This is a genomic window from Zobellella iuensis, assembly GCF_016746085.1.
Classification (GTDB): Bacteria; Pseudomonadota; Gammaproteobacteria; order Enterobacterales; family Aeromonadaceae; genus Oceanimonas; species Oceanimonas iuensis.
Genome location: NZ_JAERTZ010000025.1, coordinates 133145 through 152526 on the forward strand (window position 1 = coordinate 133145; position 19382 = coordinate 152526).

Annotated in this window: 14 protein-coding genes; 7 read left to right on the forward strand and 7 right to left on the reverse strand. The window is 56.4% G+C overall.

What is annotated here, in order from left to right:
- Nucleotides 1-72: 72 nt before the first annotated feature.
- The 4 genes from aroA to gyrA all read right to left on the reverse strand — a co-directional run bounded on the left by aroA (nt 73) and on the right by gyrA (nt 6632).
- Nucleotides 73-1359, reverse strand: a complete 1287-nt coding sequence (gene aroA / locus JKV55_RS11505) for a 3-phosphoshikimate 1-carboxyvinyltransferase (RefSeq protein WP_202085392.1) — start codon at nt 1357-1359, stop codon at nt 73-75.
- A 109-nt stretch (nt 1360-1468) separates the two neighbouring features.
- Entirely contained in the window at nt 1469-2569 is a 1101-nt protein-coding gene (gene hisC / locus JKV55_RS11510) for a histidinol-phosphate transaminase (protein ID WP_202085394.1), read from the reverse strand.
- Between the two features lie 131 nt (nt 2570-2700).
- On the reverse strand, nt 2701-3789 hold the full coding sequence (serC, locus tag JKV55_RS11515) for a 3-phosphoserine/phosphohydroxythreonine transaminase (protein ID WP_202085396.1): 1089 nt from the start codon (nt 3787-3789) through the stop codon (nt 2701-2703).
- A gap of 191 nt (nt 3790-3980) precedes the next feature.
- Nucleotides 3981-6632, reverse strand: coding sequence for a DNA topoisomerase (ATP-hydrolyzing) subunit A (gene gyrA, locus JKV55_RS11520; RefSeq protein ID WP_202085398.1), 2652 nt, complete (start codon nt 6630-6632; stop codon nt 3981-3983).
- 152 nt (nt 6633-6784) lie between these two features.
- Here gyrA and ubiG point away from each other — a divergent pair, with 152 nt between their 5' ends.
- From ubiG to yfaE, 5 genes are all read left to right on the forward strand, one after another.
- Nucleotides 6785-7483 carry a bifunctional 2-polyprenyl-6-hydroxyphenol methylase/3-demethylubiquinol 3-O-methyltransferase UbiG gene (ubiG, locus tag JKV55_RS11525; protein WP_202085400.1) on the forward strand — a complete coding sequence of 233 codons (699 nt, stop codon included), beginning with the start codon at nt 6785-6787 and terminating at the stop codon, nt 7481-7483.
- Nucleotides 7484-7486: 3 nt separating this feature from the next.
- Nucleotides 7487-8161: an HAD-IA family hydrolase gene (locus tag JKV55_RS11530; protein WP_202085402.1), complete on the forward strand. Its 675-nt coding sequence runs from the start codon at nt 7487-7489 to the stop codon at nt 8159-8161.
- Nucleotides 8162-8505: 344 nt separating this feature from the next.
- Entirely contained in the window at nt 8506-10779 is a 2274-nt protein-coding gene (nrdA, locus tag JKV55_RS11535; RefSeq protein ID WP_202085404.1) for a class 1a ribonucleoside-diphosphate reductase subunit alpha, read from the forward strand.
- A 51-nt stretch (nt 10780-10830) separates the two neighbouring features.
- On the forward strand, nt 10831-11964 hold the full coding sequence (gene nrdB / locus JKV55_RS11540; protein WP_202085406.1) for a class Ia ribonucleoside-diphosphate reductase subunit beta: 1134 nt from the start codon (nt 10831-10833) through the stop codon (nt 11962-11964).
- Nucleotides 11961-12233 carry a class I ribonucleotide reductase maintenance protein YfaE gene (gene yfaE / locus JKV55_RS11545; protein ID WP_202085408.1) on the forward strand — a complete coding sequence of 91 codons (273 nt, stop codon included), beginning with the start codon at nt 11961-11963 and terminating at the stop codon, nt 12231-12233. Before nrdB ends, yfaE begins: the two co-directional genes overlap by 4 nt.
- Here the strand turns inward: yfaE and JKV55_RS11550 are convergent.
- A complete protein-coding gene (locus JKV55_RS11550; protein WP_202085410.1) occupies nt 12230-12490 on the reverse strand; it encodes a DUF1496 domain-containing protein in 261 nt (86 codons plus the stop codon). The genes yfaE and JKV55_RS11550 overlap by 4 nt on opposite strands.
- 72 nt (nt 12491-12562) lie before the next feature.
- Between JKV55_RS11550 and JKV55_RS11555 the strand changes: the two genes are divergently transcribed.
- Together JKV55_RS11555 and JKV55_RS11560 are read left to right on the forward strand one after the other, a co-directional pair.
- The gene (locus JKV55_RS11555; protein ID WP_202085412.1) at nt 12563-14911 is read left to right on the forward strand and encodes a fatty acid cis/trans isomerase; all 2349 of its coding nucleotides are present in this window, start codon (nt 12563-12565) and stop codon (nt 14909-14911) included.
- A 160-nt stretch (nt 14912-15071) separates the two neighbouring features.
- Nucleotides 15072-15308, forward strand: a complete 237-nt coding sequence (locus tag JKV55_RS11560; protein ID WP_202085413.1) for a putative periplasmic lipoprotein — start codon at nt 15072-15074, stop codon at nt 15306-15308.
- A gap of 625 nt (nt 15309-15933) precedes the next feature.
- Here the strand turns inward: JKV55_RS11560 and drt3b are convergent.
- Complete coding sequence (gene drt3b / locus JKV55_RS11565; RefSeq protein WP_202085415.1) at nt 15934-17973, reverse strand: antiviral reverse transcriptase Drt3b; 2040 nt, start codon at nt 17971-17973, stop codon at nt 15934-15936.
- A complete protein-coding gene (gene drt3a / locus JKV55_RS11570) occupies nt 17966-19312 on the reverse strand; it encodes an antiviral reverse transcriptase Drt3a (protein ID WP_202085417.1) in 1347 nt (448 codons plus the stop codon). The genes drt3b and drt3a overlap by 8 nt, the downstream gene beginning before the upstream one ends.
- Between the last annotated feature and the right edge of the window lie 70 nt (nt 19313-19382).

Here is a 19382-nt window from a genome sequence, read left to right on the forward strand (position 1 = left end):
AGCGGGAAGCGGGAAGCGGGAAGCGGGAAGCGGGAAGAAATGATAAAGCCCCGCGATGCGGGGCTTCTGGATTTATTCGGCCTGGCTGATGCTGGCCAGCTTGTCGAAATAATCCGGAAAGGTCTTGGAAGTGCACTTGGGATCCAGGATCACCACCGGGGTGTCGCTCAGGGCTACCAGCGAGAAGCACATGGCGATGCGGTGATCGTTGTAGGTGGCGATCTCCGCTTCCTGCAGCCGTGCCGCCGGCGTCACCACCAGATAATCCTCTCCTTCCTCCACCTCGACCCCGAGCTTGCGCAGTTCGGTGGCCATGGCGTAAAGCCGGTCGGTTTCCTTGACCCGCCAGTTGTAGATGTTACGGATGCGGGTGACCCCCTCGGCAAACAGCGCTGTGGTGGCAATGGTCATGGCCGCATCGGGGATATGGTTCATGTCCATGTCGACCGCCGTCAGCGGTGCCACGTGCTCCGCCTCGATAAAATCACTCCCCCAGGTAATGCGCGCCCCCATGGCCTCCAGTACATCGGCGAAACGAATATCGCCCTGGATGCTGTCACGGCCGATACCGGTCACCCGCACCTTGCCCTTGATGGCGCCGGCAGCCAGGAAGTAAGAGGCGGAAGAGGCATCGCCTTCCACCAGGAAGGTTCCTGGTGACTGGTAACTCTGGTTGCCCTGGGTATAGAAGGTCTGGTAGTTGTCATGCTCTACCGTCACCCCGAACTGCTTCATGATATGCAGGGTAATGTCGATATAAGGCTTGGAAACCAGCTCCCCCTTGATATGGATGCGGGTATCGCCCGACGCCATGGGCGCGGCCATCAGGAAAGCGGTAAGAAACTGGCTGGAAACCGAGCCGTCGATATGGACATCGCCGCCCCACAGGCCCTTGCCATTGATGAATACCGGCGGGTAGCCGTCGGTCTTGAGATAGCTGATATCGGCGCCGGCTTCACGCAAAGCATCCACCAGGTGGCCGATGGGCCGTTCCCACATGCGCGGCTCCCCGGTGAGGGTAAACTCGCCGGTGCCCAGGCACAGGGCGGCACACAAGGGGCGCATGGCGGTGCCGGCATTGCCGAGGAACAGGGATACCGGCTCCTTCACGCTGAAAGCCCGGCCCAGGCCATGGACCACGCATTCGGTTTTGTCTTCCGACAACTCGTACTGGACCCCCAGGGTCTTGAGCGCATCCAGCATGTGGCGGATGTCGTCACTGTCGAGCAGATTGGTCAGGCGGGTCGTGCCCTGGGCCAGGGCCGCGAGCAGCAGCGCACGGTTTGAGACTGACTTGGAGCCGGGCAGGTTGACGGTGCCCTCCACCCGGGCAATAGGCGATAACTTAAGGCGTTCCATATGATTCCTGGAGATTCGGGGTAAACAACAACTGAAGCTTTCTAGACGTTAACAGGGCTGGTGCATCAGGGCAAGATAAACAAAAGGCCGGTGTACACCGGCCTTTTCATCACCCCAGCACCTTGGCCAGCGCATCCAGGCAACGCTGGTTTTCATGCTCCAGCCCGATACTGATACGCAGGCAGGTCGGCAGGCCGTAGCCGGCGATGGGTCGTACTATCACCCCCTCCCGCAACAGCGCCTCATACACCGGCCCCGCGTCCCTCTGCAGATCCAGGGTAATAAAATTGGCCCGGGAGGGGATGTATTTCAGGCCCTTCTCCTGGAAGAAGTCCTGGTAACGCACCATTTCCCGCCGGTTCAGCTCTACCGCCCGGTTGAGATAGTCCTCGTCGTCCAGCGCCGCTTCCGCCGCCGCCAGCGCCAGACTGTTGCAGTTGAAGGGCTCGCGCACCCGGTTGAGCACCGCCACCAGCTCCGGGTGGCAGACCATGTAGCCCACCCGCAACCCCGCCAGGCCATAGGCCTTGGAGAAGGTGCGCGACACTATCAGGTTCGGGTATTCGGCCAGCCAGTCGATGGAAGGAATACGCTCGTCTTCCGCCACGTACTCGGTATAGGCCTCGTCCAGCACCACCAGCACCTGGGCCGGCACCTTGTTCATAAAGGCCTTGAGTTCGGCCGCGCCGACGAAGGTGCCGGTCGGGTTGTTGGGATTGGTGATGCACACCAGCCGGGTGGCCGGGGTCACGGCCGCCGCCATGGCCTCGAGATCGTGGCCGAAATCGGAAGCCGGCACCACCACCGCCTCGGCGCCATGGGCCTGGGTCGCCAGGGCATAGACGATAAAGGTGTATTGGGAATACACCACCTGCTGCCCAGGCGACACGAAGGTGTGGAACACCAGATCGATCAGCTCGTTGGAGCCGTTGCCCAGAATAAGCTGGCCGGCACCCACTCCCAGCTTTTGCGCCAGCCTGGCCTTCAGGGCGAAACCGTTGGCGTCCGGGTAACGGGCCAGCTCCGGCAGGGCGCGCTCGATGGCGGCCCGGGCCTTGGGTCCCAGCCCGAGGGGGTTTTCGTTGGAGGCCAGCTTCACGCTGTTGCTGATACCGAGCTCGCGCTCCAGCTCTTCCACCGGCTTGCCCGGCTGGTAAGGGTGCAGCCCTTCCACCCCGGGGTTGGCCAGGGCCAGAAAATCAATACTCACGGTGACTCCTTGTATTTGTTCTAATGGCCTTGCGCAGCGAGGCCCGCCAACTGAAGCGGCGGCTACAGAGCGGTGCCGCCTTTTCATATGACGCTGTTTTTCTTCCAGCTTACCGCTTATGGCTTCAAGCCTTAGCTTCCGTGTTGCTTGGCGAACTTGTCCATAAAGGCGACCAGCGCCTGCACCCCTTCGATGGGCATGGCGTTGTACAGGCTGGCGCGCATGCCGCCCACGATACGGTGGCCCTTGAGCGCCAGCAGGCCTGCGGCCTTGGCTTCCTTCAGGAAGGCGTCGTTCAGGCTGTCGTCCTTCAGCTGGAAGGGAATGTTCATCCAGGAGCGGGCGCTGGGATGCACTTCGTTGCGGTAGAAGTCGCTGGCGTCCACATAGCTGTACAGCAGCTCGGCCTTGGCCTTGTTGCGCTCGCCCATGGCCTCCAGGCCGCCCTGGCGTTTCAGCCACTGGAATACCAGGCCGGCCAGGTACCAGGCATAGGTGGGCGGAGTGTTGAGCATGGAGTCGGCCTTGGCCATGGCGGCATAGTCCAGTATGCCCGGCACCTGGGGGCAGGCCTGGCTGAGCAGGTCTTCACGCACTATGACCACCGCCAGGCCGGAAGGACCTATGTTCTTCTGGGCGCCGGCGTAGATGAGCCCGAACTTGGTCACATCGATGGGGCGGGAGAGGATGGTGGAGGACATGTCCGCCACCAGGGGCACGTCGCCGGTCTCGGGAACAAAATGGTATTCCAGGCCTTCGATGGTTTCATTCGGGCAGTAATGCACGTAGGCGGCGGTGGAGTCCAACGCCCAGCTGCTGGCCAGGCCCTGGCGGCCGTCCTCGGCGGCCTGCAGCCCGTCCAGCACCCGCACGTCCCCCACCTTCTCGGCTTCGGACACGGCGGACTTGGACCACTGGCCGGTGACGATATAGTCGGCCTTGGCATTGATGCCCATCAGGTTGAGCGCCACGGCGGCAAACTGGCCCCGGCCGCCTCCCTGCAGGAACAGCACCTTGTAATTGTCGGGGATCTGCATCAGATCCCGCAGGTCCTGCTCGGCCTGGGCCGCCACCGCCATGTAATCGGCCCCGCGGTGGCTCAGCTCCATCACCGACACGCCCAGGCCGTGAAAGTCACGGAACTCGGCCTGAGCCTGTTGCATTACCTCTACCGGCAGCATGGCCGGGCCTGCGCTGAAGTTATAAACCATGTTCTCCATTTTCCCTGGGTTACCCTCATTGAAACAAAGTGGTAAAAGCGATTGCCGCCGGAAGGCGCCGTTGCCGCCCTCCCAAGCCATTTCCGCTTTCTTGATTACTAGCTTTTACACGGCGGCGGGGCGCCGAGTCAAAATGATTTTTCGGCCAGACCTTGGCCTGAACAAAAGGGGCCCAAGGGCCCCTTACTGACTTACTCCTCGGCCACGCCGTCCTGGCCTTCGGCCAGTTCGTCGTCCTCGGTTTCCTCGATGCGCTGCAGGCCGACCACCTGCTCGTCCTCACCCGTGCGGATAAGGCGGACACCGGCGGTATTACGGCTGATCAGGCTGACTTCCGATACCCGGGTACGCACCAGGGTACCGCCGTTGGTGATCAGCATGATCTCGTTGTTTTCATCCACCTGAATGGCGCCGACCACGGGGCCGTTGCGGTCACTGACCTTGATGGACATCACCCCCAGGGTGGCCCGGCTCTTGGTCGGGTATTCGTCCAGGGCGGTCCGTTTGCCGTAACCATTGGCGGTCGCGGTCAGGATGGCGCCCTCACCGCGCGGCACTATGAGGGACACCACCTTGTCGCCCTCGGCCAGCCGGATGCCGCGCACCCCGGAAGCGGTACGGCCCATGGGGCGCACGCCCTTGAAGCTGCCCGCGCCGGCGGCGTCTTCACCCTGCTCGTCGCCTTCTTCGGCTTCCTCGGCATCGGCTCGGCCGCTGCCTTCGGCGAAGCGCACCACCTTGCCGGCATCGGAAAACAGCATGATCTCGTTGCTGCCGTCGGTGATATCGACGCCGATCAGCTCATCCCCGTCCTTCAGGTTGATGGCGCGAATACCGGACGCCAGCGGTCGACTGAAGGCCGACAGGCTGGTTTTCTTGACGGTACCGTCGGCGGTGGCAAAGAACACGAATTTGTCGTCGGAATACTCCTGCACCGGCAGTATGGCGGTAATGCGCTCGCCCTGATCCAGCGGCAACAGGTTGACGATGGGGCGTCCGCGCGCGGCGCGGCTGGCTTCCGGCAACTGGTAAACCTTGAGCCAGTACACCTTGCCGGCGGTAGAGAAGCACAGGATGGTGTCGTGGGTGTTGGCCACCAGCAGACGTTCGACGAAGTCTTCTTCCTTCATCCTGGTCGCCGACTTGCCACGTCCGCCCCGGCGCTGGGCTTCATAGTCGGTGAGCGGCTGATACTTCACGTAGCCCTGGTGGGACAGGGTCACCACCACGTCTTCCTGGGTGATCAGATCCTCGATATTGATCTCGGCACTGGAGGTGGTGATTTCGGTACGGCGTTCATCACCGAACTGCGCCTTGAGCGCCTCCAGCTCTTCGCGGATCACTTCCATCAGGCGGACGGAGCTGTTCAGGATATGCAGCAATTCGGCGATCTGCTCGAGCAGCGCCTGGTATTCATCGAGGATTTTCTCGTGCTCGAGCCCGGTCAGCCGGTGCAGGCGCAGATCCAGGATGGCCTGGGCCTGCTGTTCGGTCAGGTAATAGTGGCCGTCACGGATGCCGTATTCCGGCTCCAGCCACTCGGGGCGGGCGGCGTCGTCACCGGCACGCTCCAGCATGGAAGACACATTGCCCAACTGCCAGCCCTGGGCCAGCAGAGCGGTCTTGGCCTCGGCCGGGGTCGGCGAACGGCGGATCAGCTCGATAATGGGATCGATATTGGCCAGGGCGATGGCCAGGCCTTCCAGGATATGGGCTCGGTCGCGGGCCTTGCGCAGCTCGAACACGGTACGACGGGTAACCACTTCCCGCCGGTGCTGAATAAAGCACTCCAGCATGTCCTTCAGATTGAAGATACGCGGCTGGTTGTTGTCCAGCGCCACCATGTTGATGCCGAACACCGTTTGCATCTGGGTCTGGGCATAGAGGTTGTTGAGTATCACCTCCCCCACTTCACCCCGGCGGATTTCGATCACGATGCGCATGCCGTCCTTGTCGGACTCGTCGCGCAGGGCGCTGATGCCTTCGATGCGTTTTTCCTTGACCAGCTCGGCGATTTTTTCAATCAGCCGCGCCTTGTTCACCTGGTAGGGCAACTCGGAGACGATGATGGTCTCGCGCCCGCTTTTCTCGTCGGTCTCGATCTCGGCCAGGGCGCGCACATAGATTTTGCCACGGCCGGTACGATAGGCATCGATGATGCCGGACTTGCCGTTGATGATGCCGCCGGTGGGAAAATCCGGGCCCGGGATCAACTCAATCAGTTGATCGATGCTGATATGCTCGTCGTCGATCAGCGCCAGGCAGCCGTCCACCACCTCGTTGAGGTTATGGGGCGGAATATTGGTGGCCATGCCCACGGCGATACCGGAGGAGCCGTTGACCAGCAGGTTGGGTACCTTGGTCGGCATCACCGCCGGTATCATCTCGGTGCCGTCGTAGTTGGGCACCCAGTCGACGGTTTCCTTGTCCAGATCGGCCAGCAGTTCGTGGGCAATCTTGTCCATGCGCACTTCGGTATAACGCATGGCGGCGGCGGAATCGCCGTCCACCGAGCCGAAGTTGCCCTGGCCGTCGACCAGGGTGTAGCGCATGGAAAAATCCTGCGCCATCCGCACTATGGTGTCGTACACGGCGCTGTCACCGTGGGGGTGGTATTTACCTATTACGTCACCCACCACACGGGCTGATTTCTTGTAGGGCTTGTTCCAGTCGTTGCCGAGCTCGTTCATGGCGAACAGCACGCGGCGATGCACCGGCTTCAAACCATCTCGCACATCCGGAAGCGCCCGCCCTACGATCACGCTCATGGCGTAATCCAGGTAGGAGCGTTTAAGCTCTTCCTCGATGTTTATCGGCATGATTTCTCGGGCCAGATCGGTCATAGCAAGCCTTGTCCCCAGTTTATTGATTATATGGCTTTGAAAAACGCGCCATTCTACCACAGTTCCGGCCCGACGGGAGCAGGTAAGCTGGCAGGGGACGGCCGCTTGGTTATAATGGCTGCTTCAGTTTGCCCGGCTTTAAGGCTTTGACCATGAACGTAGATCAACAGGAAATCGACAAATTCGAGGCCATGGCCTCCCGCTGGTGGGATCTGGAAGGCGACTTCAAGCCCCTGCACAAACTCAACCCCCTGCGCCTCGGCTGGATTGCCGACAAGGCCGGCGGCCTGTTCGGCAAGCAGGTCATCGACATCGGCTGCGGCGGCGGCATCCTGAGCGAAAGCATGGCCCGGGAAGGCGCCGAGGTCACCGGGGTGGACATGGGCCGTGAGCCGCTGGCGGTGGCCCGGCTGCATGCCCTGGAAGCCGGGGTGAGCGTCAATTACCGTCAGGGCACCGCCGAACAGGTCGCCGCCGAGCAGCCCGCCGCCTTCGATGTGGTCACCTGCATGGAAATGCTGGAACATGTGCCCGAACCGGCATCGGTGGTACAGGCCTGCGCCGAGCTGGCCAAACCCGGTGCCACCCTGGTGTTTTCCACCATCAACCGTAACCCCAAGGCCTGGCTGCTGATGATAGGCGTGGCCGAGCACCTGATGAAGATGGTACCGAAAGGCACCCACGATCACCGCAAGTTCATTACCCCCGCCGAACTGTGCACTTATATAGAACGGGCAGGCCTGGTGGTGAAGGACATCAGCGGCGTGGTCTATCGGCCCCTGACCGGCGATTTCAAGCTGAGCCGGGACGCGGACGTCAACTACATGGTCCACGCCATCAAACCGGAGTAAACCATGCAGGTTAAGGCGGTGTTGTTTGACCTGGACGGCACCCTGCTGGACACGGCCGGTGACATGGGGGCCGCCGCCAATCATGTTATCACCGGCCTGGGGCTGCCCCCGCTCTCCGACGAAGTGCTGAGCTGCACCACCTCGGACGGCTCCTACGCCCTGCTCAAGGCAGGCATTCATCCCGAGCTTATCGCACAGCAGGGCCTGGAGCAGCTGCGCCGGCAGATGCTGGCCTTTTACGGCGAGAACCTCTGCCGCCGTACCCGCCCCTACGACGGCGTGGCGGAGCTGCTCGGCTGGCTGAACCAGCGCCGCATTCCCTGGGGAGTGGTCACCAACAAGCCCGCCGCCCTGACCGTGCCGCTGCTGGCCGGCCTGCCCCTGTTCGCCGGTTGCGGCGTGACCGTCAGCGCCGATACCCTGCCCCAGAAGAAACCCCATCCGGCCCCCTTGCTGTTCGCCGCCGAGCGACTCGCCGTGGCGGCAGAGCACTGCATCTATATCGGTGATCACCGGCGGGATATCGAGGCCGGGCGGGCCGCGGGCATGGCCACCATGGTGGCTGCCTGGGGTTATATCTCCAGAGGCGAAGACCCGCACAGCTGGCAGGCGGACCTGGTTCTGGACTCGGTAAACAGCCTCGAAAACTGGCTGAGAGACGCATTCAGCACCGATTGATGAAAGATCCGGCGGGATCTCCAATCCCCTTTTTTTGCAAGCCAAATTTTTGAAAAAAAGTTTCCCGCCGGGCATAAATTCGCCAGCCGATAGCCAGCGCCAGACCGCCAACGGAGCAGAAGTTAGTGAGCGCAAACCCCAGCTCCCAAATCACAGATTATCCACAAGCTTTACCCGCCGCCGTCAGCTTGAGAATTGCAGGGTAACCCACTATATTGTGCCCATCCTCAATATCACAACTAGATGTTGTGCTTCCTCTGGCCATCAACCACACTATATAGGGTGGTTGGTTGCACGGGCTTTTGCCGGAGCAGACACAACACCACTGGGAGAAGATCCGTCTCATGAATAAACATCTGCTGGTTACCAAACGTTCTGGCGCCAAGGAGCCCATCGACCTGGACAAGATCCACCGGGTGATCACCTGGGCCGCCGAAGGCCTGGATAACGTCTCCGTATCCCAGGTGGAGCTGCGCTCCCATATCCAGTTCTACGACGGTATCCGCACCGAAGATATCCATGAGACCATCATCAAGGCCGCCGCCGATCTGATCTCCGAGCAGAGCCCGGATTACCAGTACCTGGCCGCCCGCCTGGCCATGTTCCACCTGCGCAAGAAGGCCTACGGCCAGTTCGAGCCGCCCCATTTCTACGATCACGTGGTCAAGCTCACCGAAATGGGCAAGTACGACCAGCACATCCTGGCCGACTACAGCCGCGAGGAATTCGAGGCCCTGAACGCCCATCTGAGCCATGAGCGCGACATGAACTTCTCATATGCCGCGGTCAAGCAGCTCGAAGGCAAGTACCTGGTGCAGAACCGGGTGACCGGCGCCATCTACGAAAGCCCCCAGTTCCTGTACATGCTGGTCGCCGCCTGCCTGTTCTCCAAGTATCCCAAGGCGACCCGGCTGGACTTTATTACCCGCTTCTATGACGCGGTGTCCCAGTTCAAGATCTCCCTGCCCACGCCCATCATGTCCGGCGTGCGCACCCCCACCCGCCAGTTCAGCTCCTGCGTGCTGATCGAGTGCGGCGACAGCCTGGATTCCATCAACGCCACCGCCGGCGCCATAGTGCGTTATGTGTCCCAGCGCGCCGGCATCGGCATCAACGCCGGCCGCATCCGGGCGCTCGGCAGCCCCATCCGCGGCGGCGAGGCCTTCCACACCGGCTGCATTCCCTTCTACAAGCACTTCCAGACCGCGGTTAAATGCTGCTCCCAGGGCGGCGTGCGCGGCGGTGCCGCCACCCTGTTCTACCCCCTGTGGCATCTGGAGGTGGAATCCCTGCTGGTACTGAAGAACAACCGCGGCGTGGAAGAGAACCGGGTTCGCCATATGGACTACGGCGTGCAGATCAACCGGCTGATGTACCAGCGCCTGATCAAGGGCGGCGACATCACCCTGTTCAGCCCCTCCGACGTGCCCGGCCTGTACGATGCCTTCTTTGAAGATCAGGCGAAATTCGAGGAACTGTACGTCAAGTACGAAGCCGACGACAGCATCCGCAAGCGTACCGTCAAGGCGCTGGAGCTGTTCTCGCTGATGATGCAGGAGCGCGCCGGCACCGGCCGCATCTACATCCAGAACGTGGATCACTGCAACACCCACAGCCCCTTCGATCCGGCGGTGGCCCCGGTGCGCCAGAGCAACCTCTGCCTGGAAATCGCCCTGCCCACCAAGCCGCTGATGGACATCAACGACGAAAACGGTGAAATCGCGCTCTGCACCCTGTCCGCCTTCAACCTGGGCGCCATCGACAGCCTGGATGATCTGGAAGAACTGGCGGAGCTGGCGGTACGCGCCCTGGATGCCCTGCTCGACTACCAGGACTACCCGCTGCTGGCGGCCCACAAGGGCTCCATGAACCGCCGTACCCTGGGAATAGGCGTGATCAACTACGCCTACTACCTGGCCAAGCACGGTGCCCGTTATTCCGACGGCAGCGCCATCGGCCTGACCCATCGCACCTTCGAAGCCATTCAGTACCATCTGCTGAAGGCCTCGGTGAAACTGGCCAGGGAATTCGGCCCCTGCCCGGCCTTCAACGAGACCACCTACGCCCAGGGCATACTGCCCATCGACACCTACAAAAAGGATCTGGACAGCGTCTGCAACGAGCCGCTGCACCTGGACTGGGAAAGCCTGCGCGAGGAGATCAAGACCGTGGGCCTGCGCAACAGCACCCTGACCGCGCTGATGCCGTCCGAGACTTCGAGCCAGATCTCCAACGCCACCAACGGCATAGAGCCGCCCCGTGGCCTGGTGTCGGTCAAGGCCTCCAAGGACGGCATCCTCAAACAGGTGGTACCCGAGTACGAGCGGCTCAAGGGCCAGTACGAGCTGCTGTGGCAGATGCCGTCCAACGACGGTTACCTGCAACTGGTGGGCGTGATGCAGAAATTCGTGGATCAGGCCATTTCCGCCAACACCAACTACGATCCGTCCCGCTTCGAGGGCGGCCGGGTACCGATGAAGCAGTTGCTGAAAGACCTGCTCACCGCCTACAAGTTCGGGCTCAAGACCCTGTATTACCATAACACCCGTGATGGCGCCGATGATGCCCAGCACGATCTGCAGGACGACGGCTGTGCCGGCGGCGCCTGTAAAATCTAAGTGATGTCGGCGGGGCCAGGCCCCGCCTTTTAAGCGCGGAAACCACGACTCATGTCCTACACGACCTTCAGCCAAGTTCAGAACGATCACCTGAAAGAACCCATGTTCTTCGGTAACCCGGTGAACGTGGCCCGTTATGATCAGCAGAAATACGATATCTTCGAAAAACTGATCGAAAAGCAGCTCTCTTTCTTCTGGCGTCCGGAAGAGGTAGACGTGTCCCAGGACCGGATCGACTACCAGGCGTTGCCGGAGCACGAGAAGCACATCTTCATCAGCAACCTCAAATACCAGACCCTGCTCGACTCCATCCAGGGCCGCAGCCCCAACGTGGCCCTGCTGCCGCTGGTGTCCATTCCCGAGCTGGAAACCTGGATCGAGACCTGGGCTTTCTCCGAGACCATCCACTCGCGCTCCTACACCCATATCATCCGCAATATCGTCCACGATCCTTCCAAGGTATTCGACGATATCGTAGCGAACGAGCATATCCAGAAGCGGGCGAAGGACATCGCCGGCTACTACGACGAGCTGATCGAGTACACCAACTTCTATCACCTCCACGGCGAAGGCGAACACCAATTCAAGGGACAGACCGTTACCGTCAACCGCTATGAGCTGAAGAAAAAGCTCTACCTGTGCCTGATGTGCGTTAACGCCCTGGAAGCCATCCGTTTCTATGTCAGCTTCGCCTGCTCTTTCGCCTTCGCCGAGCGCGAGCTGATGGAAGGCAACGCCAAGATCATCAAGCTGATCGCCCGGGACGAAGCCCTGCACCTGACCGGCACCCAGCACATGCTCAATATCCTGCGCGCCGGCGAGGACGATCCGGAGATGGCCCAGGTGGCCCGCGACTGCGAACAGCAGTGCTTCGAGCTGTTCAAGGCCGCCGCCATCCAGGAGAAGGAATGGGCCGAATACCTGTTCAAGGACGGCTCCATGATCGGCCTGAACAAGGATATCCTGTGCCAGTACGTGGAATACATCACCAACCTGCGCATGCAGGCGGTGGGACTGGCGCCCGCCTTTGAGGGTGCCAAGCAGAACCCTATCCCCTGGATCAACGCCTGGCTGTCGTCCGACAACGTCCAGGTCGCGCCCCAGGAGGTGGAAGTCAGCTCCTATCTGGTGGGCCAGATCGACTCCCAGATGAGCCACGACGATCTGGGTGATTTCGAGCTGTGAGCCGAGTCCGTACCCGGGAGCTCAGTTTCGACCTGCGGGCGGGGGAAACCCTGCTCGAGGGGCTGGAGCGTACCGGCCACGCGGTGGAATACCAGTGCCGCAGCGGCTACTGCGGCGCCTGCCGCAGCTCCCTGCTGGCCGGCCGGGTGGAATACGCCCAAGCCCCCCTCGCCTACCTGGCCGAGGGGGAGATACTGCCCTGCTGCTGCCGGCCGACCGAGCCGGTCAGCCTGGATATCCCCCTGCTGGAGATCAGGAAGCAGGCCTAGGGCCTGCCCTCTTCCTTCAGCGGAAAGGGGTGCCAGCTCAGCCGGCCATTCTGCTCGAAGGATTTCTCCCGCTCGCAGATAAACAGCTGCTCGCCCACGGTGATCAGGGCCCCCTTCGAATAGCGCTGATCCGCATAGAAACACACCGGCTCCAGCCCCGATGAAATATTCAGCTCCACCGGCGGCCGGGTACTGATGGGATTGGCCCCGGCCACGGCGCTGATCAGCAATCCCCCCCAACACAGCAGTCTTATCATGGTCAATTTCCTCTTTACCCCGGGTCTGGCTCATGGTACCACCGTCCCAAGCTCTGTCGACAAGGCCTGATAATGAAAAAAATCTACTGGCTGCTGCTACTTATCCCGGCCCTCGCCATAACCACCTTCGTCTTTATGCGACAGCCGGTATCGTCCCCGTCCCTGACCCTGTCGCTGCCGGAGCCCGGCCACCACCCGGTGGACTACGAGCGGGACGTCAGGCCCATCTTCGAGCACAAATGCATCGCCTGCCACGCCTGCTACGACGCCCCCTGCCAGCTGAAACTCTCCAGCCACGAGGGCGTGCAGCGGGGCGCCAGCAAGCAGGTGGTCTATGACGGCACCCGCACCCAGGACGCGGAGCCGAACCGCCTGCATGTGGATGCCGAGGGAGAGCCGGCCTGGCGGGAGCGCGGCTTCTTCAGCGTGCTGGACCATCATGCCGGCGAGGCCGCCCTGATGGCCAGGATGCTGGCCCTGGGGCGGCAGGCCCCCTGGGCAGCCAACGAGCGGTTGCCGGACAGCCTGGATATCTCCATCAAACGCAACAACCAGTGCGTAAACGCCGACGAGTTCGACGCCTTCGCCGCCCGGCAGCCCCATGCCGGCATGCCCTTTGCCGTCACCGGCCTGAGCCAAAGCGAATACCAGACCCTGATCGACTGGCTGGCCCAGGGGGCGATAGTGCCGGAGCAATCACTGCCCCTATCCGCTAACCAAGAGCGGGAAGTCCGCCAGTGGGAGCACTGGCTCAACCGTGGTGACAACCGGCACCGGCTGGTGGCCCGCTACCTCTATGAACACTGGTTTCTCGCCCACCTGTATTTCGGCGATGACCGGGCCGAGCAGTTCTTCGAGCTGGTGCGCTCCCGTACCCCGCCCGGCGAGCCTGTCGAGCTCATCGCCACGGTGCGTCCCACCGACGGCATCGACGGCCCCTTCTACTACCGATTGCGGCCCCGGCTGGAAAGCCGGGTGCACAAGACCCATATCCTCTACCCCCTGGGCCCGGACAAGATGGCCCGGCTGGAGCAGCTGTTCTTCGAACCCGACTGGAGCGTCGCCACCCTGCCCGGCTATGGCCCCGCCCAGGCCGCCAACCCCTTCGTGACCTACGCCGCCATCCCCGCCCGGGCCCGCTACCAGTATCTGCTGGACAACGCCGAATACTTCGTGCGCACCTTTATCCGGGGCCCGGTGTGCCGGGGGCAGATCGCCACCGACGTGATCCGGGATCAATTCTGGGTCAGCTTCCAGCATCCCCGGCACGACCTCTTCGTAACCGACACCGCCCACCGCCAGCGGGTGCAGGAGTGGCTGTCCCTGCCCGGGCTGAAATCGGATCTGCTGAGCCTGGGCCCGGACTGGATAGCCCACCGGGACGCCCGCAACCGTTATCTGGCCGCCCGCCAGCAGGACTATGCCCGCACCTATCCCCGGGGCCCGGCGCTCGATCACCTGTGGAACGGCGACGGCCACAACCGGGATGCCCTGCTGACCATCTTCCGCCACCACGACAGTGCCAGCGTGCTCCGAGGCTGGCAAGGGGATGTGCCCACCACCCTGTGGGTGATGGACTATCCGCTGCTGGAGCGGACCTATTACGCCCTGGTGGCCAATTTCAATGTCTACGGCAGCGTCTCGCACCAGGCCCAGACCCGGCTCTACTTCGATCTGATCCGCAACGGCGCGGAGGCCAACCTGTTGCGCTTCCTGCCAACCTCGGTGCGCAACGAACTGCTGCACCGCTGGTACGACAACAGCGCCCGGATCAAGCTGTTCACCACCTATGCGGATGTGGACGAAAGCACGCCCAGCCGCATAGCCGTCAGCCCCGAAGCCCCGCTGGCCGACTTCGGCCGGCAGGTACTGGCCGCCCTGGCCCCGGTCACCGGCCCGGCGGAGCGGCTCAACCGTTGCCGCCGGCAAGCCTGTGCCCAGGCCGGGAGTGCGGCGGAACAAGAGGCCGAGGCCCTGTTGCGCCGGCTGACCGGCATCACCGCCGCCACCCTGCCCGCCATCCAGTGGCTGCCGGAAGTCAGCCTGCTGCGCATCGAGGCCGGTGACCGGCGGCTGGTGTACAGCCTGCTGCACAACCGGGATCATTCCAACGTGGCCTTCATCCTGGGAGAGGATCTGCGCCTGCGGCCCCAGAACGACACCCTGACGGTGCTGCCCGGTGTGGTCGGCAGCTATCCCAACTTTATCTTCAACGTCAAACTGGAAGAGCTGGACGACTTCGTGGCGGCACTGATGGCCATGGCCCGGGCGGAGGATATCTATACCCTGGCGCGGCACTTCGGCATCCGCCGCACCCACCCCCGGTTCTGGTTCTATTTCCACGATATGCACCGCTACCTGCAGGAAACCACCCCGCTGGAAGCGGGCCTACTGGATATGAACCGTTACCTCAATCTCTGACTACCCTCATGGCAAGGGGCACCATCGGCCCCATTTGCCTCCGAGTTCATCCTTCAAGGGCATGAGCACACCAAGATCCGGCCTTTCTTTATCGCTCCATCGGCAGTCGCCGTACAATCTGGCTACAATGAAGAAAGTGGTAATCAGAAGGATCTGCACCATGAAACCTTACATAGCTTGTTGCCTTGCCGCCCTGTTGCTGACGGGTTGCGCATATACGGCCCCCAAGGAATCCTACGAGCAGCGACTCGTGGCCGACAACCAGCACTGCCTGCAGCGTTCAGCCCCCATGGTGCGCAAGTTCCTCGCCCCTTCACTGGGGTTGTACCTGGCCAAACCCAGTGAAGAGCCTGCCAATGCCGCCTACCACCGCTGCATGCAGGCAAAAGGCTGGTAAACGACAAGGCGAATTTGCCGCTCCCGATGGTTCTGCAGCGAGACGCGGATAGATGCCCTGTTATTTTGGGAAATAAAAAACCCCTGACTGGCAGGGGTTTTTACTCTTCAGCTTAATTTCAACCGGTCACTGCCGGTGAAAGATCATTCCCACTCTAATATCAATGAGAATAAAATTCACTTATATAACAGTAAGTTATAAAGGATCTAGTATTCGATACCATCGTCTATACCATGCTCAGATTTTTTTTGATTTTGCTGCTCGTCGGCGTTTTAGTTCTGCCTTGGCCCAAGCTGAGGATTCGGCCATGTCCTGCCGTAACTGAACGATCTCTTCAGGGGTTAGCATGCGCACCTTAGCTTCTTTTCTATCAGAGCCAAAATCAGGGAGAGAAGGTTTATCTGAACTATGCGTCATACAAGCAAAGGCTATATAAGAGAGTCTAGGCAGCCCCACCTTCCATGCGACTTAGCGTTCGCCTCGCCTCAATGTCGGGTGGAACTGCCGAGACCGAGCGGCTCATGCGGACCGCTCAGGCATACATCTCCATGCGTAGGACAATGTCTACCCATGCGCGCTGGTGTGTGAGCTGCAAACAGCCATTAAGTCGCACGATGCGCTTTTTTCAGTATACATCCTGGCTCACTTTAGCGTCTAGTTCTTTAGCAAAATTATACCCTGACCACTTAGTGAACCAAGTCGAGCAATAGCTGATAACTTTTTTTCGACACTCCTTAGGGACGTCACTTTTTTCTAAAATTTCATCTTTGAGTTTATCACTCACATATGGACACGCAATCAAATCAAGTGTCATATGTGTAATCTCACTATCAATGTTTATTGTCGCGATTTTTTGTACATATTTTTGCAAGACGTACTCTTCAATTGGCTCTTTTAAAAAATCATACCGTTTTTTGTTCTCTATATAAAACAGCAAAACAACAATAGAGAAGTAGTTTAAATCTTTTTCAACATTAATGCCTTCAGAGCTTTTTACAATCCCAAAATATTTGCATAAGGAAAACTCATCAAGCCAATAGAACTTACCTAGCTGACGCATTAGAACAAGCAAGTACAATGTCTCAACTGGAGTTTCACTTCCTACCTTTATGTCTTCCAATACAGAACAAGAGCCATTAAATATAGAACGAAATATTACATCCCGATATTCAATACCCAGAGTACGATCATTAACAAACAGAATAATCTGTTGCATAATCCTACAGAGCTTAATGGTTCCATTAACTTTTGGAGACATTGAATATATGAAGAATGAAAACTCAATCAAACTAACTAGTGCGCTTACAAGCTGTTTATCAACATTTTCACTTTCAGGAACCTTAGTATAAACAAGCAATATCTTTCTTACTTTTTTCTCTAATATAGAAAGGGTGTAGTTGAGTATATCCCCATATGAAACATCTGAAGTATGGAGGATAGATTTAAAGTCTATAATTAAACTTGATTTTCTGAAATATAAACTAGCTTTCTCTATTTCCTTAGTTCCATCTATATATTCTATTTTATACTTCAGTTTATCTGACAAAAGATCAGCAATTTTCTTTTTTGCTATTGTGATAGGCGTTATCACAGGCCTATCAAAAAAGTATTCTTTACTTTTATTAAGATTAAGCTTATATTTTGTCAAACAAAGACTAATGGAAGACTTTATTTTAGAGAAAATCTCTTGGTCATTATAAAAAACAAAGAAATCATCAACATATCTAAATATATGGTAGTCAACTCCAAAGAAAACATTCTTTTTCTCCAAGTCTGAAACAATATCATTATCAATAGCCTGGAGTATAATTTCGGCAAATATTCTAGACAACTCAGGACCAATTACAATCCCGTTTGTCTCATTATAATTAAGCTGCTGCATCAAACTATCAAAAACATTTGGAAAAGTCGATTTAGTTTGGCTAAGATTATTTTTGGCATACTCCTTACTGTATACAGCCCAAGCTATCGAGTGAGTATAGATGGAATCAAAACAGTTCGAGATATCAAGCTTTGATAAAAAACTATACCTTCCCTCGCAATCATGATATTCATCGGACTCGTAAAAATTAAAGATGCTGCTATATTTATCGTATACAAAAAACGATTTCAAATTCTCGTAATTCTCGCCTTCAACCTCTATTACTTCACCATCAGTATCAAACTGCTCAATAAGTGATTTCTTATCTACATATGTACAACCAGCAACTCGCTTCGCCGACCTGAGACTAAACTGGCTTTGATCGCAATAATAAGTAATCAAATCTTTATTGTTCTTGTAAAATTCCACTGCAAAAACTTGTGATCTTGGGTGGATTAAAGATAAATGTCTATACTGGTCCGCTTTGTGCGATATATTAAATGTGAAAGGTATAGTAAAAGGGTTTATCTTCTTTGCACTAACTTTGCCGTACTTGATACCTTCTTTCTCAAAGTTCTGAACCTGCTTACTTTTAGGCAGGCCAAGCAACAGCATAACAAGGCTATCAAAAGCGGTGTCTTTTTTCTTCCAGTAAAAATAATCATTCGAATACTTAACCTGATTATCTACTATGAAGTTATAAAAATGCCTATTCGAAAATGTTATTGGAACCTCATATGGAAGCAGGTCTGAAAGGACTACTCTCTCAATAGGGAAATTGATCGATAATGTTTTCTTAGGCATCCTTCCATCCTCTAGTTATATTTTTCAAGTCAGTAGTAGTGAAACTTCTGAAGACTTTCTTTTCAAACCCCTCAACAAAAGAAAACTTATTTAGACGCCTAAGCAATCTCTTATCTGTTATTGTTAGCAATTTATTTTTCAAATATTTATCAATCTCTTCCAGGTCACTAATGTCATTTATATACATGTTATTAAAATAGACACCAGTGAACGCTTTGCTTTTTGCATGCAAAAGCCGAGTATTTCCAGTTAAAAACCGAATTTTATCTATTAGAAGATCAGCTTTTTCATCAGGATTATATTTGCATTTTTTAAAATAGTTATCGAAAGCCTGATTGATACGCTCTTTATATTTATCAACCCTTTTACTGCTGAGCCGAATTGCTATATCTTTACCTTTAAATGAAAACCCATACCCCAGATATTCAAATTCTTGAGCTTTATCTATTGTCAGATCAATTTCTTTTGTTTTATTATTTAATTTTAATTTCTTCCTATCAACAGCTTCATCTACAGCCTGAAGGTAATAAGACTTATTCTTTATAACATCTGGAGAGTATATCAATATTAAGTCATCGACGTAGCGAGAATAAAACGTTAAATCCGGATTATTCACCAGCTCATCATCCAAGTCTTTCATATATACTTCTGATAAATAGGCACTTAAACCAACACCTCTTGGAAGCCCTTTATCACACCCCACCAACTTAGCATATGATCTAAGAAGTTGAGTGAGTATTCTCTTAGGCAATACAGACAGCCTTGTGGATGCGTGCAGCTTTTTTATAATAAGCTCATGCTCAATGCTTTCGTAAAAATCTTTTACGTCAGCTTTGACAATATATTTAGGGCTTTTATCTAAGCAAACACTTTTAACTCTGCTAACGATTAAGTCACGATGCGATTGCTTTATATTATACGTGCTTCTTATGATATTATGCAAATGCCTTGTAACAAATATACTCTCCACGCTCTTACCAATTGTAAAAGCGTCTTTATCAGAAATCTGATTGGGTAATTTCTCTAAAGGTAGTTTATATCCCTTTCTATTTACTTTATTGCAAATTCTTTCAATCTCATCATTTACACACTTGTTGTACCTATCTATTCTTATCTCCAACAACCTTCTGATTACTTCCATTCTTTTTTCATAGCGGTCTTTTTTTATCAAACATTTTTTAAATTTTGATACAATCTGATACTTTAGCTTTTTTGTATTTCTAATTTTCAGCCTTTCGCCATATGCTTCTTCAAAGTATTCACGCTCTAAATCTCCTCGATTTCGCAAATCAAGATCATAAATACTCCGGAAATTTTTAACTGAAAAAGACTGTTCCATACCCGACCACCTCACTCCATCCCTAGCCAATCAAGGACATATATAATTAAGCTCTAAAAATCTCTACTTA